The sequence below is a fragment of the Paraburkholderia hiiakae genome (assembly GCF_904848665.1).
GTDB lineage: Bacteria > Pseudomonadota > Gammaproteobacteria > Burkholderiales > Burkholderiaceae > Paraburkholderia > Paraburkholderia hiiakae.
The window spans coordinates 248,716-271,553 of the sequence record NZ_CAJHCQ010000006.1 but is presented as its reverse complement, the minus strand read 5'-3'; the positions used below and the strand labels follow the sequence as shown (position 1 = coordinate 271,553).

At 60.8% G+C, this 22,838-nt stretch carries 23 protein-coding genes and 2 pseudogenes; 6 read left to right on the top strand and 19 right to left on the bottom strand.

Annotated features, from left to right (window positions below; genetic code table 11):
• Window positions 1-5: 5 nt before the first annotated feature.
• The 5 genes from JMY28_RS14310 to JMY28_RS14290 form a co-directional block, all read right to left on the bottom strand.
• Window positions 6-2,891, bottom strand: coding sequence for an ATP-binding protein (locus JMY28_RS14310; RefSeq protein ID WP_201696583.1), 2,886 nt, complete (start codon window positions 2,889-2,891; stop codon window positions 6-8).
• A 100-nt stretch (window positions 2,892-2,991) separates the two neighbouring features.
• Window positions 2,992-4,722, bottom strand: a complete 1,731-nt coding sequence (locus tag JMY28_RS14305; protein WP_236596864.1) for an FAD-dependent oxidoreductase — start codon at window positions 4,720-4,722, stop codon at window positions 2,992-2,994.
• A 24-nt stretch (window positions 4,723-4,746) separates the two neighbouring features.
• Window positions 4,747-5,166: a GlcG/HbpS family heme-binding protein gene (locus JMY28_RS14300; protein WP_201696582.1), complete on the bottom strand. Its 420-nt coding sequence runs from the start codon at window positions 5,164-5,166 to the stop codon at window positions 4,747-4,749.
• A 134-nt stretch (window positions 5,167-5,300) separates the two neighbouring features.
• Window positions 5,301-6,764 (bottom strand): mechanosensitive ion channel family protein, encoded by a 1,464-nt coding sequence (locus JMY28_RS14295; RefSeq protein ID WP_201696581.1) that lies wholly within the window; start codon window positions 6,762-6,764, stop codon window positions 5,301-5,303.
• Between the two features lie 14 nt (window positions 6,765-6,778).
• A complete protein-coding gene (locus tag JMY28_RS14290) occupies window positions 6,779-7,684 on the bottom strand; it encodes a LysR family transcriptional regulator (protein ID WP_201696680.1) in 906 nt (301 codons plus the stop codon).
• 417 nt (window positions 7,685-8,101) lie between these two features.
• On the opposite strand from JMY28_RS14290, the pseudogene JMY28_RS14285 reads away from it, so the two are divergent.
• Window positions 8,102-8,301, top strand: a pseudogene (locus JMY28_RS14285) (oxidoreductase); the annotation flags it as partial.
• A gap of 49 nt (window positions 8,302-8,350) precedes the next feature.
• Here the strand turns inward: JMY28_RS14285 and JMY28_RS14280 are convergent.
• Both JMY28_RS14280 and JMY28_RS14275 read right to left on the bottom strand, forming a co-directional pair.
• On the bottom strand, window positions 8,351-8,650 hold the full coding sequence (locus tag JMY28_RS14280) for a putative quinol monooxygenase (RefSeq protein WP_201696580.1): 300 nt from the start codon (window positions 8,648-8,650) through the stop codon (window positions 8,351-8,353).
• Between the two features lie 40 nt (window positions 8,651-8,690).
• Window positions 8,691-9,473, bottom strand: coding sequence for an enoyl-CoA hydratase/isomerase family protein (locus JMY28_RS14275; RefSeq protein WP_201696579.1), 783 nt, complete (start codon window positions 9,471-9,473; stop codon window positions 8,691-8,693).
• A 373-nt stretch (window positions 9,474-9,846) separates the two neighbouring features.
• Here JMY28_RS14275 and JMY28_RS39335 point away from each other — a divergent pair, with 373 nt between their 5' ends.
• Window positions 9,847-10,197: a BON domain-containing protein gene (locus JMY28_RS39335; protein ID WP_201696578.1), complete on the top strand. Its 351-nt coding sequence runs from the start codon at window positions 9,847-9,849 to the stop codon at window positions 10,195-10,197.
• A 376-nt stretch (window positions 10,198-10,573) separates the two neighbouring features.
• Here the strand turns inward: JMY28_RS39335 and JMY28_RS14265 are convergent, their stop codons facing one another.
• The 4 genes from JMY28_RS14265 to JMY28_RS14250 form a co-directional block, all read right to left on the bottom strand.
• Window positions 10,574-11,326, bottom strand: coding sequence for a response regulator transcription factor (locus JMY28_RS14265; protein ID WP_236596862.1), 753 nt, complete (start codon window positions 11,324-11,326; stop codon window positions 10,574-10,576).
• A 78-nt stretch (window positions 11,327-11,404) separates the two neighbouring features.
• Entirely contained in the window at window positions 11,405-11,824 is a 420-nt protein-coding gene (locus JMY28_RS14260; RefSeq protein ID WP_201696577.1) for an SRPBCC family protein, read from the bottom strand.
• An 8-nt stretch (window positions 11,825-11,832) separates the two neighbouring features.
• A complete protein-coding gene (locus JMY28_RS14255; protein ID WP_201696576.1) occupies window positions 11,833-12,849 on the bottom strand; it encodes an aldo/keto reductase in 1,017 nt (338 codons plus the stop codon).
• Between the two features lie 192 nt (window positions 12,850-13,041).
• Window positions 13,042-13,722, bottom strand: coding sequence for a response regulator transcription factor (locus JMY28_RS14250; protein ID WP_201696679.1), 681 nt, complete (start codon window positions 13,720-13,722; stop codon window positions 13,042-13,044).
• Between the two features lie 206 nt (window positions 13,723-13,928).
• Between JMY28_RS14250 and JMY28_RS14245 the strand changes: the two genes are divergently transcribed.
• Window positions 13,929-14,321 carry a response regulator transcription factor gene (locus tag JMY28_RS14245; RefSeq protein WP_201696575.1) on the top strand — a complete coding sequence of 131 codons (393 nt, stop codon included), beginning with the start codon at window positions 13,929-13,931 and terminating at the stop codon, window positions 14,319-14,321.
• A 23-nt stretch (window positions 14,322-14,344) separates the two neighbouring features.
• Here JMY28_RS14245 and JMY28_RS14240 read toward each other — a convergent pair whose 3' ends face one another.
• Complete coding sequence (locus tag JMY28_RS14240; RefSeq protein WP_201696574.1) at window positions 14,345-15,568, bottom strand: MFS transporter; 1,224 nt, start codon at window positions 15,566-15,568, stop codon at window positions 14,345-14,347.
• Window positions 15,569-15,700: 132 nt separating this feature from the next.
• Between JMY28_RS14240 and JMY28_RS14235 the strand changes: the two genes are divergently transcribed.
• Window positions 15,701-16,354 carry a hypothetical protein gene (locus JMY28_RS14235; RefSeq protein WP_201696573.1) on the top strand — a complete coding sequence of 218 codons (654 nt, stop codon included), beginning with the start codon at window positions 15,701-15,703 and terminating at the stop codon, window positions 16,352-16,354.
• A 48-nt stretch (window positions 16,355-16,402) separates the two neighbouring features.
• Here JMY28_RS14235 and JMY28_RS14230 read toward each other — a convergent pair whose 3' ends face one another.
• On the bottom strand, window positions 16,403-17,197 hold the full coding sequence (locus tag JMY28_RS14230) for an SDR family NAD(P)-dependent oxidoreductase (RefSeq protein WP_201696572.1): 795 nt from the start codon (window positions 17,195-17,197) through the stop codon (window positions 16,403-16,405).
• Between the two features lie 227 nt (window positions 17,198-17,424).
• Between JMY28_RS14230 and JMY28_RS14225 the strand changes: the two genes are divergently transcribed.
• On the top strand, window positions 17,425-17,619 hold the full coding sequence (locus JMY28_RS14225) for a hypothetical protein (protein ID WP_201696571.1): 195 nt from the start codon (window positions 17,425-17,427) through the stop codon (window positions 17,617-17,619).
• 74 nt (window positions 17,620-17,693) lie between these two features.
• Window positions 17,694-17,957 (top strand): hypothetical protein, encoded by a 264-nt coding sequence (locus tag JMY28_RS14220; protein WP_201696570.1) that lies wholly within the window; start codon window positions 17,694-17,696, stop codon window positions 17,955-17,957.
• Here the strand turns inward: JMY28_RS14220 and JMY28_RS38925 are convergent.
• The 6 genes and pseudogenes from JMY28_RS38925 to JMY28_RS14195 all read right to left on the bottom strand — a co-directional run bounded on the left by JMY28_RS38925 (window position 17,954) and on the right by JMY28_RS14195 (window position 22,838).
• Window positions 17,954-18,784 (bottom strand): ATP-binding protein, encoded by an 831-nt coding sequence (locus JMY28_RS38925; protein WP_236596861.1) that lies wholly within the window; start codon window positions 18,782-18,784, stop codon window positions 17,954-17,956. The genes JMY28_RS14220 and JMY28_RS38925 overlap by 4 nt on opposite strands.
• A gap of 435 nt (window positions 18,785-19,219) precedes the next feature.
• Window positions 19,220-19,345, bottom strand: a pseudogene (locus JMY28_RS39540) (winged helix-turn-helix domain-containing protein); the annotation flags it as partial.
• A 494-nt stretch (window positions 19,346-19,839) separates the two neighbouring features.
• On the bottom strand, window positions 19,840-20,166 hold the full coding sequence (locus tag JMY28_RS14210) for a Rieske (2Fe-2S) protein (protein WP_201696568.1): 327 nt from the start codon (window positions 20,164-20,166) through the stop codon (window positions 19,840-19,842).
• A complete protein-coding gene (locus tag JMY28_RS14205) occupies window positions 20,163-22,190 on the bottom strand; it encodes an AraC family transcriptional regulator N-terminal domain-containing protein (protein WP_201696567.1) in 2,028 nt (675 codons plus the stop codon). Before JMY28_RS14205 ends, JMY28_RS14210 begins: the two co-directional genes overlap by 4 nt.
• Window positions 22,191-22,265: 75 nt before the next feature.
• Entirely contained in the window at window positions 22,266-22,553 is a 288-nt protein-coding gene (locus JMY28_RS14200) for an MmoB/DmpM family protein (protein ID WP_201696566.1), read from the bottom strand.
• Window positions 22,554-22,565: 12 nt separating this feature from the next.
• Entirely contained in the window at window positions 22,566-22,838 is a 273-nt protein-coding gene (locus JMY28_RS14195; RefSeq protein ID WP_201696565.1) for a toluene-4-monooxygenase system B family protein, read from the bottom strand.

Sequence of the window (22,838 nt, the reverse complement as noted above, 5' to 3'; positions counted from 1 at the left end):
TAGCGCTACACGTGCGTTTTGCGCAAGCAGTCGAGTTGCGCTTTCGCCGCTTTCAGGTCCGCGGTGTCGAAGCCCTCGGTGAACTGCTCATACACGGAAACGAGAAGTGCCTGCGCGTGGTCCGTTTTTCCAAGCCTGTGGCTCAGGCGAGCTATACTCGTCGCCGCGCGCAGCGCCCAGGAAAGCGCGCCTTGCTGGCCAGCAAGTTCGATTGCCTGCTGATAAAGTCGATCGGATGAACCCAGCAAATCCAGCGCGTCAGTCTCTTCGAGTATTTCGCCCTTGATACGCAACAGTTCCGGCAGGCACCACAACTCACCGTGCGCATACGCCCAATCCAGCGCGCCCTCGATCGCCGCGCGCGCCTCGGCGCTACGGCCAAACGCAAGCAGACCTCGCGCGTAGACGCCCGCGAACCTTGAATAGCGCAGCCCCACACGTTCGCGATGCAACTGCTCCAGCGCGGCACGGAGTATGGGAAGCCCCGCCGGAACTCCTTGTTCGATGAGCAGCTCACCATGCAGACAGCGTGTGATCGCATCGAAAATGACGAGACCGTGTTTTGCCAGATTCTCCTGCAGGATCTTGAGCGTGGCTTCGGCCATGGCAAGATCGCCGGTGTGAATCGCGAGCGGCACCGAGCCAAGCGCCAGCACATAGCCGAGTGTCAATGGGTGAGCGCTGGCTAGCGCGTTGCTTCTCGCTTCGTGTTCGGTTTGCAGCGCGCGCTCGGGAAAGCCCTGAAGCCATAACACATTGGACAAAATGGTGCGGGAACCGCTACGCCAGTCGACGTGAATTGGCGAGAGTTGCGGCCGCTGAAGCGGCGCGACCTGGCGACTCAACACACGCTCGAGATGCTCGCGGGTTTCGGCCTGCTTGCCCATGTGATGCCACGCGAACGCAGCAAGCCTGTCCCCATCGGAAAGCGCAACGGCGTTGCCCGATGACGCCGCGACTGCACGGAACTTGTGCAACAGTTCGTCGGCTGCGCGATATTTGCCCTCATAAACCACGGCGCAACAGGCCGCGAACAAGGCACGGAGCTGATACTCCTTATCGTCCAACGTTTGCGCGATGGCCAATGCCGTCGACCACGCGATGTCCACCTCGGGAATCATTCCGCAGGTGTACATGGTCGCTGAGGCGAGCGCTGTATGAAGCTTCATCCGATAAGGGTCGAGCGCGTGTGAGCCGGGATCGATCGTGAACAATGCCTGCTGAACACGAATACGGCATTCCTCCAGCGAGGAAAGACGCAGCCACACTGGAATGGTCGACACCGTGAGCGCGACGCCAAGCGCGCTGTCGCCGCGCGCGGAGAACGCCCAATCCAGCGCGGCGCGCACGTCGTCTATCACACGTAGATGTACGTCCGCCCAGCGCTCGTCGGGCGGCGCGTTCCATTGATCCTCGGCACGCGCGTACAGGTCGCGAAAGTGCTCCGCGTGGCGACACGCCACGATGTCCACTTCACCCGCTTCGGCGAGCTTGCGCCGCGCATAATCGCGCGTCGAATCGAGCAGCCGGTAATGCACGGTTTCGCCGCGAACATCCGCCGTGACCATCGATTTCGCCACGAGGCTCGCCATCGCGTCGATGACATTGCAGCCGGAAATGTCGTCTGCCTTCGCCACGGCGTCGACCGCGCGCAGCACGAAGCTGCCTGCGAACACGCTCACGCGGCGCAGTACGATGCGTTCGCATTCGGGCAGCAGTTGATGACTCCAGTCCAGCATCGCCGCGAGCGTACGGTGGCGCTCGGGGGCCGTGCGCCGTCCCTGTCCGAGTGCGCAAAAGCGGTCATTGAGCAGGTCCAGCAACTCGTGAACGCCGAATGCATCGAGGCGCGTTGCCGCCAGTTCGATGGCGAGCGCAATGCCGTCGAGCCGCCGGCAGATTTCGGCCACCACGGGTGCATCGTCATCGTTGAGTTTGAAGTCGCCGCGCCGTGCCGTCGCACGTTCCACGAACAACTGCACTGCCGGAAAGCGCAGGGCGTCGCTAGCTGTCAGTCCCGTCGTGTGAGCGGGGGTGGCGAGCGGCTCGAGGCGATACACGTGCTCGCCGGCCGCCGCCAGTGGCTCCCGGCTGGTCGCCAACACGAGTATCTGGGGCGAAGCGCAGACGATGCGCTCGGCAATCGCACTCGCGGCTTCGATGACGTGCTCGCAACTGTCGAGCACAACGAGTTGCGGGCGTTCGCGCAGCGAAAAATAGCTCGCCAGCGCCGACGCGACGTCGTTCGAATGGACCGCCAGCCCCAACGTGGCCGCGATGGCATTTGGGACGAGACGTGCGTCGGTGATCGTGGACAAATCAATGAACCAGATCTCGCGCTGCTCCTCTTCGAGCATTCGACGCGCCACGGCGAGCGCCACCGTCGTCTTGCCGATACCGCCCGGACCCGTAATCGTCACCAGCCGGGTATGGAACAGGGGTTCGCGCAGCGATGCAATGTCCGCAGCCCGCCCGAGCGGACGCACCAGCGCGAAAGGAACGTTGTGGCGACGCCCCGGCCACCTGCCGCCATGCATGTCGTCCGGCGCCGGCGCGACACGCTCCACTTGCGCGACGAAGCGATAGCCGCGGCCAACCACGGTGGCGAGATAGCGTTGATCCAGCGGACCTTCGCCCAGCACCTTTCGCAAAGCGGTGATCTGCACCTTGAGGTTGCTTTCTTCAACCACGATGTTCGGCCAGGCCCGCGCCATCAATTCCTGTTTGGTGACGAGTTCGCCCGATCGCTCGACGAGCGCGACCAGAATCTCCAGGGCACGGTTGCCCACGCGCACAGCTGTGCCGCCATTGAACAACATGCGCTGCGCGGGTATGAGCTGGAAAGGGCCGAACAGAAAGGCTTCGCCCACGGCGTCCGGTTGAGTGGCCACAACGCTTCACCTTGGATTGACCCTGGAGCAGTCAATATACCTAATGTGGCGTCGCGACGAGTTGGCCATCCAATTTGCCAGGATAAACACTACAATTTGATTACACTGCACGCCGTTCGGCTTCGAGTGCCTCCTTCAAGCGCAGCCGCCGCCCGGGGAGTACGGCATGAATTTGCGCCACCACGCCTGCCCCTTCGCCAACCGCGGCGGATACGCGCTTGGTCGATCCATAGCGAACGTCGCCGATTGCAAACACGCCGCTCACACTCGTCTCGAGCGTCTGGCAGCCTTCGTCGCGACCGCCGTGCGCAACGGCACCGGTCAGCACGAAGCCTTTGGCATCCGTTTCAATACGGCAGTCGTCAAGCCATTGAGTATTCGGCTCGGCGCCGGTAAAGAGGAAAAGATGCCGAACGCTGAACGAAAGATCACCAAGCGGGCCCTGGCAATTGACCTGGGCGAGGCCGCTCTCGTCATCGGTGAGCGACTTCACTTCGGTGTCGGTATAGAGCGTCACGTTGGCCAATTGACCAATCCGGTCGATCAAATACTGCGACATGTGCACATTGAGACTGTGTTCACGCGTGATCAAATGGACGTGTCGCGCGTAGGACGCGAGATACACGACGCCTTGCCCCGAAGAATTTCCGCCCCCAACGACCACGACGTCCAGGCCTTGACACAGCTTCGCCTCGACCGGCGACGACCCAAAGAATACGCCCCGCCCTGTCATGCGCTCGAGACCGTCGATATCCGGTCTCACGTAGACTGCTCCACAGGCAACGACTACCGTGTGCGAAACGACACGCTTGCCGGTATCGAGTTCCACGGCGAGCGGCAGGCAATCGCAACAAAGCGATTTCACGCTTGTCGGAATCGAAATATGAACGCCGAACTTCTGGACCTGCATGAAGGCGCGTCCGGTCAACGCCTCTCCGGAGATGCCAGCGGGAAAGCCCAGATAATTTTCGATCCGCGCGCTCGTGCCTGCCTGTCCGCCTGGCCCCCAACTGTCGAACATGGCCACCGACAGCCCCTCGGACGCCGCGTACACGGCGGCGGCGAGCCCTGCAGGCCCAGCCCCCACGATGAGAACATCGTAGATATGCGACGCGTCGAAGTCGGGCAGCCAGCCAAGACGCGCTGCCAGCTGGCTTTCGTTCGGTGCGCGAAGTATCGAGCCATCCGGGCATACGACAATGGGCAATTCGGCCTCGGTTGCGGAAAAGCGCTGAAGTAGCGATATGGTGTCGGGGTCCTCGCGTGCGTCGATCAGTGAATACGGGTACGAATTGCGTCTGAGCAGGTCCTGCAGTGCAATCACACGCGCATCGGCGGAGTCGCCGATCAGCACCGGGCCGCTGCCGCACTCGATCAACCCCACGCGCCTCAGAATGAACGCGCGCATGATCTTCTCGCCCAGCTCGGCCTCCATCACCAGCAGCCGGAGCAGCGCCGCGGATTGAATCACGATCGCAGCCGCATCTTCGACGACGATGCCGTCGCCAAGACAGGCATGGTCGAATAGTTGCGCGATTTCCCCCATGAACTGCCTTGCACGGTACTCGAAGGTCCTGTGCACGCGTCCCATCGCATCGCGACGGATTACGTTCACCTGCCCCTCCAGCAGAACGATGAGACCTGGCGCGGGATGACCCATGGAGAACATCAGTTCACCGGCCTTCCAGCGCATTTCCTTTCCGAATGCGCGCACTCTCGCGATTTCGCGCTCGCGCAGCAAAGGAAACATCTGCTCCTGCGGGCTCGAGAACACCGAGATCGGAGCGTCTACTTCACCGGGGCGCGTCGCTTTCAGATAGTCTTTTTCCACACATGCCTCCTCTCGCGCCAGCCCTTAGAAGTCGAGCGCGGCGAGCGCTGCCTCGGCAACGTCGATATCCTGCTCGACGGTCCCCGCACTGGCTCCCACCGCGCCGATGACATCGCCGTTGAACACAACGGGAATTCCGCCGCCGAAAATCACGACTTTCCCGGCGTTGGTTTCCTGAATGCCGAACAGAGGCTTGCCCGACTGGGCGAGTGTCGCCAGTTCGGCGGTCGCCTTGTTGAAGATTCGCGCGGTGGTAGCCTTGTCGATCGCCAGATCGATGCTGCCGATCAGCGCACCGTCTTGTCGAACGAAAGCAATCAGATGCCCGCCCGCATCCACTACCGCTACGTTGTACGGCACACCGAGACTCGTAGCCCTCGCCTGCGCCGCGCAGACCATCTTCTTCGCGTCTTCCAGCGTAAGGCTCTCCCAGATTCTTGGCATATCTCCCTCGCTTCTTCGGACCGTGTCATGCGACGCACTGCTAACCATAATCAAACCGGCTGTTTCCTGCCGGAGCCCATGCGCGTTTGAAAAACGTTCGAACGGACAATGCCGATTCGATTGAATGGCCCCGCTTAGAGAGTCAGGTCGTGAAGCTCGCGGACCCTGTCGATCAGCCATTGAAAGAACGATTCTTCCGACCTCACTGCGGATTTTGCCGTGCCCATCTTGTCCAGCGTATGCTGCCGACGGGACACCTCTGCGCACATCGAATGCACGATTTCGGGGTTGCTCTTGAATAAGGGTGTCAACGCATCCTTCTTTACGCTGTAGAGCACGCTATTCGTGAGCGCGGAGATCGTCACGCGCGCGGGTATTCCTGCAAGCAAGCCGTCTTCACCGCACGTTTCGCCCGGACCGAGCCGCGCGACTTCGATCTGTTCCTCCCCCTTGCTGGCGACTGTCGACAACACGCCCGAATCGACGATCATCAGCAAGTCGGAAACGGTGCCTGGTGTGATCAGGACCTCGCCGGCTTCATACGCATGGCAGGTGAGCGCTTGTGCAAGCCGCGCGAGATCATCGGGCGGCAACGCGCCGAAGAGTTGAACGCGGCGCAGCACGCCGATCCGGCGGTCGCGCAAGTCCACCGCCAGGTCGCGTGCGCGAGGCTCGCCAGGCGCACGGAGTTCGATTCCTGCCGCCGCGAGGTGGCGGTAGCACAAATCGTAGAGTTCGTTGGCCACGGCGGACTTCTTGCCCATATCGTCGACGAAGGCGATCACCTCATACGACATCGACTGCACGCACGCGCCCTTCACGAGCACGGATGGCGCGGGGTCGGCCAGCACCGCGCGCGTACCCTTGAGCGCGAGTCCGAGCGCATCGAGTACGACGCCCGGTCGCGCCTCGGGCGTGATTTCCAGCGTGATGGTCAGGCCGTGCAGCGCCGCGGGGCGGCTGCTATTGGTAATCTTCGCTTTCGCGGCCACGGCGTTGGGCACGATGATCACATCGCCCTGCCCGGTCAGCAGATGCGTGGCCCGCCAGTTCATCTCCAGCACCTTGCCTTCCACGCCGTCGATGGAGACCCAGTTGCCGACCTCGTAGGGCTCCGTCGTATTGATCACGATGCCCGCAAAGACATCGCTCAGTGTGCTCTGGATCGCGAGGCCGACTACGATCGCAAGCGCGCCGGAGGTGGCAACGAGTCCGCGTACCGGCAACTCCAGCACGAACGCCAGCGAGGCGACAACGGCGGCAAGAAACGTCACGGCGCTGAAGACATCTTCGAAGAGCCGTTGGCGACGCCACATCTTTGGCAGGAACAGGGTGTCGAGCACCAGGCTCAGCAGGCGCGCGCCGGTCAGCCACCAGATGATCTCGAGCACCGCACCCGCCACATGCAAGCCGCGCGAGGCATCGAATGGCGCTTCGGAGAAAGGGCTCAGCCCCGCATCGAACAGCAGTGCGCTAAACACCGCATAAATGCCCAGTCGCGTGAGCAAACGCGCCACTTCATTGGACGGAACCGCGCAGCGCCACACCACGACGTCGGTGGCTACCAGTGCAAAACCGAAGATCAGCGGATGGTCCACACGGAATCCAGATGTCAGTCGAGCGGAATAAGCGTGTTCTTCAAGCGTGACTGAATAAAGTCCAGAAAGCATTGAATGCGGATGGAAAGCGTCAAGCCCCGATAGAATACGGCGTGGACGGGCTGCAGTTCGCGGTTCAGCAATTCCGGCATCAGTTTCACGAGACGCCCGGCAGCAATGTCCCGAGCCGTCATGAAGTTGGCGAGGCAGGCGACGCCCTGGCCCGCAAGCGCCAGCAGGCGTATCGTCTCGCCGCTGGATGCGCTCAAGCTGGGGCGCACCTGTACGCGCCTGCCTTGAACGTCATGGACGGGCCACGCGTTCTGGCATTCAGACTCGGTGAATCCAAGTAGCGAATGGCCTGCGAGGTCCGCAACGCCAGTGGGCCTGCCATGATGCGCGATATATTCGGGACTGGCGACCACCTGCATTTGCATCGCACCCAATGGCCGGGCGCGCAGCGTCGAATCACTCAACGCGCCTGCCCGGATTGCGATATCGGTGCTCTGCGCAAGCAGATCGATATTGAGTTCGCTCGTATTGAGCTGCAGTTCGATGCCTGGATAAAGACCACGAAATTCCCCAATATGCGGGACGATCGCGTGCAGCATGAAAGCCGACGCAGCGTTGATGCGCAGCCTTCCTACCGGTGCCCGCAGCCGCCATGTGAGCCGCTCCTCGAGGTCTTCCATCCGATGCAGAATTTCTCTTGCATGGTCGAGATAGAACGCGCCCTCGTCGGTCAGATGCATACGGCGCGTCGTTCGATTGAGCAGCGTCGCGCCCACTTTCTCTTCCAGCTTCGATAACGAACGGCTGACCGCAGACGCGGCAAGGCCAAGACTTTGCGACGTCGCCGTTATCGAGCCCGATTCGACAACGCTGACGAAGACCGTAAGATCCTCAGAAGTGGCTTTCATTGGGAGACGTTGCTGAGCGTGCTGCAACTTGTCGAACCCCTTGCGCGGCAAGGACATCTGTTATTGCAGACAGACGTCCCGATAATCGACCGTGCGCCGATAAACATTTCGGCCAAGCCACGGGACGAAGGTAAATTCCATATACGCATCGCTGCAAACGATGATCCAGTTGTGTAAAGTCACCTGCTCGGACTGATGCATTTTCACTAACTCCAGAAAATCCGCCGCGCGAGTCACTTGAAGGAATCTCTCGCGACGATTTCAGGGTAGTCGTCCGCTTCGGGCAAGTCCACGCTACCATGGCATACGGAGTTGCCTCCTCTCAGTGCGGGCACTATACGTTCGTATGGGAAGGGTCGTGGAGCGCGGCGGCCGATATGAACCAAGGTCGCCCCCGCTCTGTCGAAAATCGGTTTCTCGCCGCTTTCCAGGCGTCGCGACAGTGAGTTTGGCGGTTCGCTCGAAAACCGAGTGAGATTTCCGATTGAAGTATTCGATGCGGTTCGCGAGGCGTAGCAGACAATAGGCCGGTCACGGTCCGCATTTCGAGTACCGATCGGGTCGAGGGTGGATGGAACATCGAAGCGACCATTGCGTCGGCGATGCCACGCCGCGGCCGCGCGCTTCAGAGACCTTTTTGAAAGCAGGTAAGCGCAGGCGACGTGTTCACCCGCCTGCTTCGAGGGCAGCCAACACCTTGACCTCGGGCGGGGCCACGAGCCAGCTCGCAACCTTGGCCCGATAGTCCTGATAGTGCGCGCTACCACGGTGGGCATCCATTGCTGCAGGACCGTCGTAGGTCTCGAACAAATGGAAGCTGGCTGGCCCTTCCGAAATCCGGTAAAGGTCATAGCGCAGGTTGCCAGGCTCCTGGCGCGACGCGCTCACCATCTTGAGCAGCTCGGCCTCTACATCGCTCACATGCTCAGGCTTGGGGACAATACTTGCAAAGACGCTGATATTCATTTGCTCCCCCAACGATGATTGCGCAAGGTAGCCAGGTCGGTCACTTCTCGCCGAGCGCTTCCAGGTGTCGCCGGTAGTCATCCGGATTGTGCAGCCTGCCGTTGACATGGCCTTCCATCTCTATGCCGATCGACAAGGACGTGTCCTCCATGTCGTTGAGCAGCCGCTTTGCCGCGCGCTGAGCCGCCGGCGAGAACGCGAGGAGCTCACCCACCATCTCGTCGGTCGCGCTTTCCAGATCGCTATCGGGCACGAACTCGGTCGCAATGCCCCAATCGTAGGCCTGGGGCCCGGGAATCTGCCGCGAACGCATCACAATGTCCTTGGTTCGGCCCGTTCCGACCATTTTCTGCAGCCGCGCCGAGCCGCCCGATCCGGGCAGCTGGCCATGCCGCCGCTCTGACAACGCATAGAGCGTCGTTTCCGTCGCCAGGCGGAAATCACACGCCAACGACAACTCGAAGCCCACTCCAAAACAGTAGCCGCGATTTGCCGCGATCACGGGCTTGCCACAGCGCGCGGGCGCAGACACGCTCCAGGCCAGCCGGGAAACGCGCTCCGCCGAGGATTCCACCAGCCCGCTGATATCGCCGCCCCCTGAAAAGTGTTCGCCCGCCGAGCGAATCACGATCACGCGAACTCGGCGGTCTTCGTCCAGCGCCTCGAACACGACGCGCAACTGCTCGCGTTGCTCCAGGGTCACGAGATTGAGCGGCGGGCGGTCCAGCACAATGTCGGCACGCGAACTCGATTCCTTGAATTCCACGCGAAAGCCGTCAAGTTTGCTGAGCAAGACTTGTGCTGGATGAACGATCTGGATCATTAATCTGCCTCTCCCGCCTGCGTGTCGAATAGTTTGAATACCCAGCCACGTCGCGACTGCAAGGTGAGTCTTCCAGGTCGAAGGATCGTAACCGCCTGGTGAACACCAAACGATCAACTAAACTCCGAGAGTCAAGTCCAATATGCCACTCGCGCACATGAACAGGAAGTTAAAAGTGGTAAAGCGTCGTAGTGCCCTGGTCAAACAAACCCGGTATTCGCGCCTGGACCCTATTTTCCAGCTATGGCCGATTAAAATCCGGTGCGATTCAGAAAGACATGGGGAACGAAATGGGCTGAAAATGCACTCGAGGGCGACGTGAATACGCCATTCACAGCAAGGGAAAAACCTCTTTCCTCCAAGGAGTACAGCGATGTTCTTACGCACACTTTTGCCCATCGTGGCATTGACGGTGACCTCCGCTTTCGCTATCGCCCCGTCATTTGCTCAAACCGACACGTCGGCGGCCACATCGGCAACCCCCAGTAAAAAGGAGATTCGGGCGCAGAATCGCAAGCTCGAATCCCAGGTGAGACACGCACTCACCAAGACCAAGGATCTCGACGCCGCGGGTATCACGGTCGTCGCCCGCGGTGGAAAGATCACGCTGGACGGAACCGTGCCAGACGAGGATCAGATCGCGCTTGCCGGCACCAGCGCCGCCGGTGTCGCGGGCGTGTCGAGTGTGACCAACAACGTGCGCATGCGCGAGGCCGGGCACTAAGGTCACGGGCATCACTCGCGCCGCGCGCGGCGTGAATTCGCCCGCAGGTTGAATGGGCGGCCGAAAGGTTCATATTGCCGTACGCGCCGCCCAATCTGCGTACAAAGGGGAATGGATCAGGCTCGAATCATGAAGATCACGTTCGCTGTTTCGGCATTGCTCGCGGCAATATCGGTCACTGTTACTGCGACATCCACGTGGGCAAGCGGTTACGGACCCGCACCGTTTTATCGGCCGGATCCCAACACGTGCGCACTGCGCTGCTGGCACGATCGGCATGCGGCAAGCGAGCGCACGCCCAGAAAGGACACGAACGCGACAGAATCAGTCCGATTCCCGCCAGGCGATGAGACGCTGCGCGCGCCGGTCGCCCCCGTCAATTAGCGTTGAGCAAATCGTGTACCGTACCGTCGACAATGCCGAGTATTTCGGCCTTCGAGAGAAATTCACTGAGGGTCTTGGTCCCAAGCCGCCGCATGCCTTCGCCGCGGTAGATCTTCACGGTGATCTCAGTAATGCCCAATTCGTCGGCAATTTCGCGATTCGACGCACCGCAGGCAACGAAATGCATGACTTGCCGCTGCCGCGGCGTCAATTCGAGCCAGCGGCTCCGGATGTCCTGCGCCGCGGCAACATCCGCCATGCGTCTTCGATCGAGGTCGACAGCCTCCGCGATCGCTTCGAGCAGGTCCTGGTCGCGAACCGGTTTGGTGAGGAAATTCACCGCCCCGGCCTTCATGGCCTTCACCGTCATCACGATATCGCCGTGACCAGTAATGAAAATGATGGGGTGCGCAATGCCTCGCTGCGAAAGCGCGCGCTGCACCATCAGTCCGCTCGCGCCGCGAAGACGCACGTCCAGCACGATGCACGCGGGGCTGCGAATGGTTCCGCCTTCGAACGCGTCGATCAACGCCTCGCCGCGCGAGAACGCGCTCGCCTTCATTCCCACCGACCTTAGCAACTGCTCCAATGACTCCCTGACATCGTCGTCGTCGTCGACGAGGAAGACGGTCGGCGCCTCACCGCTGAGGGTAACGGCATGCTTGTCGTTCACGGACGTGCCCCAAAGGATTCGACACAACCAATATACACCTGTGCTATCGCTGCCAGGCAATGCGACACGCACTGTTAATTCAGCGACGTCCGAATGATCTGGAATCGCGCATATCTATATGACGAAACGCATTTGGAAAACGTCTTAGCATCAGATCAGATTTGCCAGTTTCGCGTCGAGCGCACCAAGCCCGGTTTCATAGATTTTCTTGAAGAGGCTGGCCGCTTCCTGTGCAGTTACACCAACCGGCGTGAACTTTCCAGACCATTCGACACGGCACGCCGTTGCGCCCGTGTCCACTACGCTCAGCGTCGCGACATAATCGACTACGGGGAACGGCGCACTCAAGATTGCGTAGCTGTAGTTGCGCGCGCCTTCGTCGAACGACAGCAGCCGCTCGACGATCGCGTCGCCATTGGGATTCGCGAGGTGGCGCACGCGGCCGCCATCGGTCAATTCACTTTTCGGAATATAGGGCAACCAATCGGGTAAGGAACCGAATCCGCCGATCAAATCCCAGACCGTCGAGGCGGGCAGCGGGACATCGAGACTCGCGGAGGCTTCCGCCATGACGCCCCCTATTCGTTGTCTATGGGTAATGGGGCCAACGGCGACACCAGCGCCTCTTCGCGCATTGCCCGCCAGAACTCAGCCGGTATGGGCGCTTTCAATGCGGCGACGTCCTCCGCGATACGCTCGGGCTTGCTCGCGCCCGGAATGACCGCGGCCGTGGCCGGGTGCGCGAGAACGAACTGCAAGGCCGCGGCCTTGATCGGGATTTCATAGCGTTGCGCAAGCGCTCGAATGCGCGCTACCCGTGCGAGAATTTCCGGTGATGCCTTCTGATATTCGAAGTGCGCACCACCCGCCAGCACGCCCGAGCTGTACGGCCCGCCAACAACGATATCGACCCCTTTCGCAAGCGCCGCCGGCATCAAACGCTGCAGCGCGACTTCGTGATCGAGGAGCGAATAGCGGCCCGCGAGCAGCATGCCGTTGGGCTTCGCCTCTTCGAGACCCAGCGTCAGTTCGATCGGCTCGACGCGATTCACGCCGAGCCCCCAGCCCTTGATTACGCCCTCGTCGAGTAGCTTCGACAAGGCGCGAAATGCCCCGGTGCGGGCCAATTCGTACTCTTTGAGCCACGCGTCGCCGTGAAAGTCCTGGGCGATATCATGGACCCACACGAAATCGATGCGATCGACCTTAAGCCGCTTCATACTGTCTTCAAGCGATTTCAAGGTGCCGCTCTCGGAGTAGTCGTAGCGAATCTTGTTCGGCCGACCAAACTCGAACAGACCGCCTTTCTCGCCGAAGTCGCGATTGCCGGTTTCGACTTCATCGAGAATGAGCCGCCCAACCTTGGTGCTGAGAACATAGTCATCGCGTTTGTACTTCGACAGCACTTCACCAAGTCGAAGCTCCGCGAGTCCAGCGCCATAGAACGGCGCGGTGTCGAAATAGCGCACGCCCTGCTGCCACGCCGAGTCGACGGTCTGCAGCGCTTCGTCCTCGGGAATATTGCGAAACATGTTTCCAAGAGGAGCGGTGCCAAAACCCAATGTACCGTTCAGCAAACTGGTTCGAATACTCATGTGTTCTCCCGTATGCGTCAACGCCGCGAGGCAGTCTGGATCGTCGTTTTAACGATACCGCGGCGTTGATCGCGCGACCAGCCATACAAGCGGTCGCCGCGCGGCATGGAAAACACTGCTGCCTAATACTTTGGTTTAGGGTCGGCGGACGACAATCGCGTTTGCAAATGCGATTGACGAACAGATACCGTGCTATGAACGACGGCGCGCTGGCGTGCGAGGTTCAACGCCCACCATCTGCGCCTGGCGGACGAGATCGACAACCGAATGAATGCCCAGCTTGCGCATGACCTGCCCGCGATGCAGTTTGACGGTAATTTCGCTGACATGCATTTCCTCAGCGATTTGTTTGTTCAGCAGGCCAGCGAGCACGAATTCCAATACTTCGTGCTCCTTCGGTGTCAGCGCTTCGAAGCGCTGGCGCAGTTCGGCGAGCGCGGAGTCCGACGACAGGCGCGCCGCGTCGCGCACGAGTGCTTCCGCTACGGCGTCGAGCATGTCCTGCTCGCGAAACGGTTTCGTGAAAAAATCCACTGCGCCCGCTTTCATCGCTTTGACCGACATTTCGACGTCGGCGTACCCGGAAATAAAAAGAATGGGGATATGCGGCGCGATTTTCACGACCGAGCGCTGGAACGCAAGCCCATTTTCTCCCTGCAATCTCACGTCCAGAATCAGGCAGCTTGGAATGTCTTCGCGTACGAAGTTCACAAACGCGTGCGGGGAATCGAACAGTTCTACCCGATGTCCGACCGATCGAAGCAGGCCACCTAGCGCCGACCTCATCTCCTCGTCGTCGTCGATGACATAGACAACGGACGGCCCAGCCGTACCGCTGCTAACCGATGTAGTCGAACAGGCCATGATTGTCATCCGGCTTCCTTTAGGCGTCGCGAGCCGCTCCGTTCGTATGAAACCGATTAAGGTTGACGACTCCTGCCCGGATTTCATTGTAGCAGCGCCATCACCGTCAATCGCCCGCACAACGCTGCGGCATTATACGAACGTATGGTTATAGAAAGTATTTTGTTTGGCTAATCTAGGGAAGACCTTTTCAGTTTTCCCGTTAGGTGGTTCGTGTGACTTCTGTCGCCCTTGTTTCGATAGTCGAAGACGACGAATCCATGCGGATGGCAACGGCTAGCGTCATCCGGTCGATGGGCTGGAACGTCCTGACGTTCGAATCTGCTGCGGCGTTTCTGGGCTCGGGCGTCATTGGGCAAACGCATTGCCTCATCAGCGACGTCACCATGCCGGGCATGTCGGGCATAGAAATGCTTGCGCATCTCGTGTCGAACGGCTGTGCCCCGCCAACCATCTTCCTGACCGGCTTTCCCACTGCACACGATGAAGCGCTGGCGCGCGCCAATGGCGCACTGGCTTACCTGACCAAGCCCGCGGATTTCAATGTCATGCAGAGAAGCGTTCAACGTGCGCTCGATAAAACGGGAGCTTCAAACGCAGGTCAATGAGGCATTCGTACTGCGTTCGCCACTCACGTGCTCCGGGGAGCAAGAGAAAGCGTGACGACGAAAACCAGTAGCCCCGCGAGCGTCAGCGCAAATCCCGCCCAAACGGCAGAAAGCAGGCCCAGGCCCGCGCCGATCGTCATGCCTCCGGCCCAGGCGCCGAGCGCGTTGGCGACGTTCAGCGCCGCGAGGTTCATGGCCCCCATCAGGGTCGCGGCCTCGGGCGCGAGACGCGTCAACCGGACCTGGATGGTCGGAATGGCGCCCATCATCGTCGCGCCTACGCCAAAGAGCGACAGCATCAGCACCCACACGGAAGACCCGAACAGCCCAAGCAGCGCCAATACGGCCAGCGCGGAACCAAAGCCCAATATCAGGCCCAGTGCGTCGTGCGTGTCGGCAATGCGCCCACCCGCGGCATTGCCGACGGTCATGCCGATGCCAAAGAGCGCCAGAGCAAGCGGAATTGCCGACGCATTCAACGATGCAACCTCAGTGACGAACGGTCCAATAAACGTATAGACAGCAAAAATGCTGCCGACGCCAAGCCCCGCGACGGTCATCATGATCCAGACCGACGGCTTGCGCAGCGCGGCAAGCTCCTGCCGCAGCGGCCCGCCATCCAACGCTTCGTTCACCGGCAACCACGCCCATAGCGCGGCGAGCGCCAGCATGGCAAGCATGCCAACGGCAACGTACGTTTCGCGCCAGCCGAGCGTCTGGCCGAGGAACGTCGCAAGCGGCGAGCCGAAGATCGTCGCTATTGTCAGGCCGCCCATTACGAATGCAAACGCTTTGCCCGATGCGCCCGGCCCGACAATATATGAGGCAACAAACGCGCCTGCGCCAAAGTACGCGCCTTGCGGCAGCCCGCTGATGAACCGGCCAACGGCGAGCGTAGCGATATGGGTCGCCGCTGCCGAGAGCAGATTGCCGACAACGAACATCGCCATCAGGATCAGCAAGAGCGTGCGCCGGTTCAGCCGCGCCGCCACCAGCGTCATCACCGGTGCGCCGATGACCACGCCAACCGCATATGCCGTGACCGCGTGGGTTGCCCTGGGAATGCTGATACCGAGGTCGGACGCAAAGAGTTGCAGAATGCCCATGCTCGCGAACTCGGAGGTGCCGATACAGAAGCTTCCGAGCGACAGGGCAAATAGCGTACGGCCGCGCTTGCTTGCCTCCGACGCCTGTGTGCAGTGGATTTCAACGGCCTCGCACTCCGCCGCATACGCTTTCTCATGCATGGCAAATCTCCCACGGCCGTTCGCAGGCGTTCTGCCGCTTCCTTGCTCCGTTCGCGTCGCGGTACTCGGAGAAGCTTAGAGAAGGCGCGGGTAAAACGACAGTAAATTTCGGTTAAAAAAAGTTGCGCGTTGATGAGCCAGCCGCTCCGGTCTGCTCGCCGACCGTTTTACCGCGCAATTTCCCCGTTCATCGTGAAAGAACCCTTCCCGTGCCGCCTCCATACTGAACTCGCGCAGTCGCCGCGAAGTTGCCGTCAAGTTGCCGTCAGGAAAAAAGTCGATCGAGTTCTCCCGGAAGTGGTCGAGGTCATCATGAAAGCCGAAGAAAGTTATTTTGCGCAGGCCGAATTTCCGCGTACGCCTGCCGATATCGATGCGAGCGATAGCGCTGCGTCCGCACCTGTTTGCCTGGGTGCGATATCGAAAGTGTCGATTGTCATGGTCTGGCTATGGGCGCTCTTCGAAACCCACTGGGAACTTGCCGGGGAAACAGAGATCCTCGCGATCGTGGCGGTCCTCGTCGCCAAGCTGATCTTGACCGCCATCGTGATCGGCACATTGCGGCGCGTCCACTTCGCGCTCGCCGTGTTTTCGTTTTGCTGTGTCGTAAGCATCGTCGTCATCGCACTGGCGCTCCCACGCATGTACTCGCTCTCACCCTGGTTCTTTTGTCTGTCACTGGTTGAAACCGTCCTCAAGACCGCAGTGGTGGTTTCGCTGGCATTCGATTACTTCGGCTCGGACGCCACTGCAGAGGAAACGGAGCAGACCTGGCGGATGAGATAGAACGATCGGGACAAGAACCGCGTTGCGGGCATTGCCCGTCACGTTGCTTTAGCTTATCGAGTCGACGATTCCACCTTCCACTCTCAGTGCCGCGCCCGTCGTTGCCGATGCCTGCGGTGAGCAGACATAGACCACCATATTCGCCACTTCTTCAGTCGTCGTGGCCCGGCGGATGATCGACGAACCACGCGTCTTGACCACGAAATCGTTGAGCACTTGTTCCGATGTCTTGCCCTCGGCTTTTGCCGTCGCTGAGACCATCTCGAGCGCGCCCTCCGAGAGCGTGGGTCCGGGCAGCACCGAATTCACAGTCACGCCACTATTTGCCGCGAACTTCGCGACACCGCGCGAAATGCTCAATTGCGCCGTTTTCGTAAAGCCGTAGGCAAGCATGTCGGGAGGAATCGCCACGCCCGATTCAGAGGAAATGAACACGATTCTCCCCCACCGCCGCTTCATCATCCCCGCGAGATACGCGCGGGTCATTCGCACACCTGACATGACATTGACCTGAAAATAGCGCTCCCAATCCGCATCGGCCGTACTCAAGATATCACCGGGACCGAAAAAGCCCATGTTATTCACGAGAATGTCGGTTTCGGGCGCCTCTTTGACAACCGCTTCGACACCGGAAAGTGTGCCGAGGTCGCATGCAATACCGAGCACATCCGCATTCGGCACGCGGGATTTGATGCGCTCGATTGCGCTGTCGACCGCATCCTGTTTGCGTCCGTTCACGATCGTCCGTGCGCCGCATTCAGCCAGACCGCTCGCGATAGCGAGCCCGATCCCGGAACTGGATCCCGTAACCACCGCTGTCTTTCCCGTCAGTTCAATTTTCATCACGACCTCCACGAAATGGTGACGCCCGAGCAGCTCACAATGCATGCGAACCACGTGGTCGATATTAAGACACGTCATCCGTTTTGTCAGAGAGGGGGGAATCGGATTCGGGCAAAGTCGCAATTTTCCGCGTCTTTATGAAAGCCATCACGGGTAGGCGATGCGAATATGCCCGTGTGCAAACGCGTTTTACCGTTCTGTGATTCTTGCCATTCAAGGAGGCGATCATGAAACTCATGAAAGCGACCATTCTTTTTGCCGTATTGGTTCCTGCGCTCTCGCAGGCGCAAACCAGTACATCGACAAACGATGCGACGCAAAGCGGGACTTCAGGCGCACAGCAAAACCAGATGGGAAGAACACAAGGCAATAGCGAGTGCGTGGGTCCGCACAGCTTCTGCAATATCTTTGCAGGAAGCTAAGGGCTTCGTGCATTGACGCAAGACGGCTTCGTTCACACTGCAGGTACAACGGCATGGATTTACGCATTCTCACGATGGTCCTCGTCGAGCTGGGCCTGTTGCCCGCATGCGCGCTCGCGCAACAGACGCCAGGTCCGTGTACGCGAGCCGAAGTGCTGCAGCATCTTTATGATCTGGAAAGCGAGGGATTTTGGCCGACTCAAGCGTCGAACCTTCGCTTTCCGCTCAACATCGAGGCGGCCGAGGCGCGGCTGGCGGCACGGCAAGCCAGGCAGACCCAACAAGGCGATGATCCGCCTCCCCCTTCGGTCGCAGGCCAGTCTCATTGCTTTCGCTAACTATTCGCACGCCATTTGTTCGATGGATGCGCGCCGGCCGGTGCGTGGGACCGGGCGAGCAAGCCGGGAAGCTGTTCAGCGTAGCGCTGCGTGATCGCCTCGAGTTCGCCGTCCTCGGCGAGCTTCTGTAGCGCATAGGCGCGCGTGGTATGGAGCAAGCGATATTGCGTGACCGCGCCGCTCACGTCGGCTGCAAGCAGGGACTTTTCGACAAGTTGCGCAACGCCGCCGATCACATCGCCTAGATTGATCTCATTGTCTTGCGCCAAAGCGCTCGCCGCCTCGAGCGTAAATGGACTGCAGAACAAGGAAAGGCGCCGCAAGATCGTACGCTCGACTCTTGGCAAAGGTGCGTAGCTCCATTCAAGCGCGGCGCCCAGCGATCGATGGCGCGCGAGCGTTGTTCGCCGGCTTTGATTCAATAGCTGCCGCTTGTCTTCCAATAGCGAAGAGAGTCCACTCATCCCCAAGGCGTCGAACCGCGTCGCGATCAGTTCGATCGCTAAAGGGAGGCCATCCAGGCTCCGGCATATCTCCGCAACGATGGGGGCGTCGTCGTCGCTTAGCGCGAAGCCCAGAGGGCCCGCCGCGGCACGAGCGACGAACAGTTGGACCGCGGAAAACGAAAGCGCCTCGGCCGCCGTCAGTCCGGCGCTTTCCGGCGGGCTGCGCAACGGCGCAAGGCGATGCAGATATTCGCCGCTCGCGCGCAGCGATTGACGGCTGGTCGCCAGAATGGTGACATTCGGCGCGCCTCGCATCACCTGTTCCGCAAAGAGTGCCGCCTCGTCGATCACGTGTTCGCAGGTGTCGAGCACGATCAGCATCTCGCGCTCGCGCAAGTGCGCCACGATAGCGGACAACTTGTCTGAACCGCGAACCGCCAGTCCGAGCGCGGAGCCAACGGCAGCATGGAAAGCACGCGGATCCGCCACGGCACCGAGATCGACAAAAGCAACGCTGCGCGCATGGCCCGCGAGCGCGCCTTGCGCCGCGCACAGCGCCACGGTCGTCTTGCCGATGCCGCCCGCGCCGACTACGGTCACGAGGCGCTGCCACGACAATGCTTCGCGCAGCCGTTCGACTGCATCGGCGCGGCCAATCGTGTTGGCCGCCATCGCCTGAAAGCGACAGACGGGCTGCACAGCCACGCTTGCGCGCGCAGCCGGCCCTTTCTGCTCGCGGTATTCAACCGGTGCCACGAAGCTATAACCGCGGCCATTGATCGTGACCAGATACCGATGGCCACGCTGACCGTCACCAAGCACCCGGCGCAGCGCCGCGATATGGACCTTGAGGTTGCTCCCGTCGACGACGGCATCCGGCCACGCCCGCGCCATCAATTCATCCTTGCTGACCAGTTCTCCCGCGTTCTCGACAAGCACCATAAGAAGAATTAGCGCCCGGCTGCCTATGCGCACTGGCGCCCCATCTTCGAGCAGCAGTCGCTGCGCGGGAATCAGCCGGAACGGTCCGAAGCAAAAGGCACCGTCAACGCCCCTGATGTCCTTTGCGCCAGGCAAACGCGCTGAATCCTCTGCACGCGGTTTCATCGCAGGAATCCGCCTGACATTGCTCGACATCGCATATCGCCTCCTGATTCGCAAGCGCCCACGCCAGCAGACCGCCTCGACAACGTGTTGCCGACTGCTTCGGCTTGCTTTCATTGAAGGCACCACTGACTTGCTCGTACAGGACGCGAAGCTGCGTTTGCAGGAATGCACGCGAATCTCGCAGGATTCGCCGCCGTTGCGGCCGAACGCCCGCAACGGGGACCAACGGGGGAAATATCGCGTAGCGAAGTGCAGGATTCTGCAAAGGAGCGGCAAACGCGTGAGCGCCGGGAATCTGGCCCTGCATTTGCACTGCTGGACCTGGAAACTTACGTCTGATGCTGGGCGACCTTGATGCGCCCGTTCACGATCTGCACACGATGCTGGACCAATTGCTGCCCGGTTGGATTGATCCCGCGGCCGCTATGTGCGCAAAACTCCCAGCGGTGATTCGGGCACACGATCACGCCGTTGGCGAATTCGCCGTCGCTCAGGCGACCGCCCTTATGCGGGCACCGGTTCTCATACGCGTGAATCACGCCATCGATATTGATCATCAACAGCGGCCCGAGCACGGACTCCACCGCGATCATCTCGCCAATCCACAGGTCGTCCGAGTCCATGACGTCGAGCCAGGCCAGGTCCGCTGTCATCATGGCCTCGTCTCTGTCGTTTCCATGACATTGAGCGTGGGCTTTCCGCGAAACTGATTCGCGTACTGGCTGGGCGCCTCGCCAAAATAACTGGTGAATGCCTTCACGAAATGCGACGGACTGGCATAACCTGTGCGCGCGGCGGCCTCGGCCACGCCCCAACCTTCGCGGATCATCAGTACGCGCGCGCGCTCCAGTCTCAGTTGCTTGAGAAAGTGATACGGCGAGACGCCGATGATTTCCTTGAACGAGTGCGCGAGCGTGGAAGTGCTTGCGCCGACCTCCCGGGCGATTTCGTCGATGGTGATCGACCGCTTGAATTCCGACTGCATGTAGCGAATTGCCGCGAACACCTTGCGCGACGATTTCCCATATAGCGCGGCGGTAACGAGCCGTGGCGCCTGCTCCTGGCGCAACAGCCGGAACACGATCTCCCGCAGAAATAGCGGCCCGAGCAGGCGGCGCTCGCTGTCGTCGTCCAGCGTCTTTAGAAAGCGTATGACCGCGTCGCGCAAGTCGCCGTCGAATTTCGACACGTATGCTTCGGTTTCCTCTTCATCGGCAGCGCCTTGCGCCTCGAGACCCGGCAGGCTTTCGATCAGCACCTCGGCAACTGCCGCCGCCGGAATTTGCAGGATCATCGAAAGGAATGGGCAGGCGGGCGAGCCCTCGAGTATCTCCGCCTGCAAACGCGTCGCGCGGTTGATCAAAAAATAGTTCGAAGGGTCGAAGAAGTATCTACGCCCGTTGATGGTGACGCGTTTGCGCCCCTGCACGACGATGCAGAACGCCAGCGAACCCGTCTGGTCCCAGTGCGGCGCCACTGGACTTTCGAACCGGTAGAACGTGAGACCAGTCCAGTGGCACGGATTGGCGCCAGGCGCCACGGCATACTTCTCGAACAAGGTGACGAGCGGGTCGCTGAGCAGAGGCGCCACATACTGCGGCGAGGTCGTCGTTTGCCTCGGGCTTTTCGGCGCGTTCACGCTTTTATCGAGGTCCTCGGATATGCCCGCCGCTTCGAGCGAAGCGGCAATGGCATTGCGGGCCGCTTCGAGCGTCGCGAGTTCTTCCTGCCCCGGCGACGACACGCTGGTGAGCAACGTGGCGAGTCCGCCAGCCGCATCCTCGGCGCGGGCGCGCCACTTCTTGACCCATCGCACGAAGCTGCTGGCATTGTCCGGGTTGCGTTCAATCGCAAAGCGCGCCAGCGCGCAACTCCAGCGCGCCGCGCGCGCGGAGTCTCTGGCGAGGTTCGTGAGCAGCAGCCACGTCAGGTCGTCACGGTTCTTGCGCGCGACATTCGCCACCTGACCCAGCAGTATCTCATCGAGCGCGGGCCGCAACACGAGGTTCACGGCGGTCAGACACTCGGCCCAATCGTAGGCGATCAGCGCAGTCTCCAGCGCCTTTCGTGCGGGCTGCCATCCAAGGTCCGCCTCCCAGATCCGCCGCGCCTCGACGAGCACATGCGAGTCTGGGCGCGCTAGCTGCAACTGACGCGTGCGGTACGCGATCAGCGAGCCGCGCCGCAACAGGTCGGCCGCCGAGAACGCTGCGCAATTCGTGATGTACGACGAAGGCGCAATCGTACCCAGGTACGCCTGCGTCATCTGCAATCCGTGAATGGGGTAGCGCGTGGGAATCAGTAAATGCGCCAGCGTGTCGAGCCAGCGCGCCGTGATGTCGCGATCGTGCCCGGTGCGCTCGTACTGGTCGAGCACGCCTTTCATGACGCTTTCCTGTTCGTCTTGCGCGGTCACGTACTTGCGGTACGTCATTTCGTCCGGATCGCGAAACTCATTCCACTGCTCAACCTGCACCGGCGACTTGTCGCGATACGTCAAATACCACATGTTGGCCGGCGTGGTGGGATTGAGTTCGAACGCAGCCGTACGACGCTTGCGCAGCGTGTAATTGACCTCATGCGTGACGATTTCGTATTCGCTCGGCATACGGCGAATCTCGCCGAACACACTCCATGTGCGCAACGGCTTCGCTTTCGCGCGCGAGGCGGAATCGTCCATTATCAGCGTCCCTTCCTTGATGTTCGGTCGTCAGGTCGTTCAGCGGTTCGGCGTTCATGCGCCATGCCTGCGCCGTTAAACGGTGTACCGCCAGATCACCTCGTCCGACGTCGTCTCGATGCGGCCGGCAAATGACGCGAGCATCTGCTCCAACTCCCGCATCTGGTACGGCCTTCCCACCTGACGCTCGATCGACTCCCGGCTCACGCGCAGATACCCTTCCGCCTGCACCCTGATGTATGCGCCGCGGTCGATCAGCTCGATTTCGCGCTCCGGGTTGTCCTCCACGATCGCGCGCACCACGGCGTCCACGTCATCGACCATGCGCAGCACCGGTCCCACCAGGTTCGCCGTGGCTGCCATGGTTCGTTCCGCCTACTCCGCGTAGCGGACAGTCAGGCATTGCAGCGCCTCGATGCCGGCGCCCGTGACTGTCTCGTTCATCGGTAGCGCCACGCCGTTGAAATAGACGACCATGGGCGCGTCGCGTCGCGGCACCCGCACACCGACCGAATGCTCGGCGACCTTTTGCGCGACCTCGGCGATCGTGTCGGTATCCTGAACGAAAATGAGCTGGGTGACGATGTCGCCGATAAACAATGCATTGATCGGCAAGGTCGTCGGCGGCGCAGTACGAGTCGCGTTCAT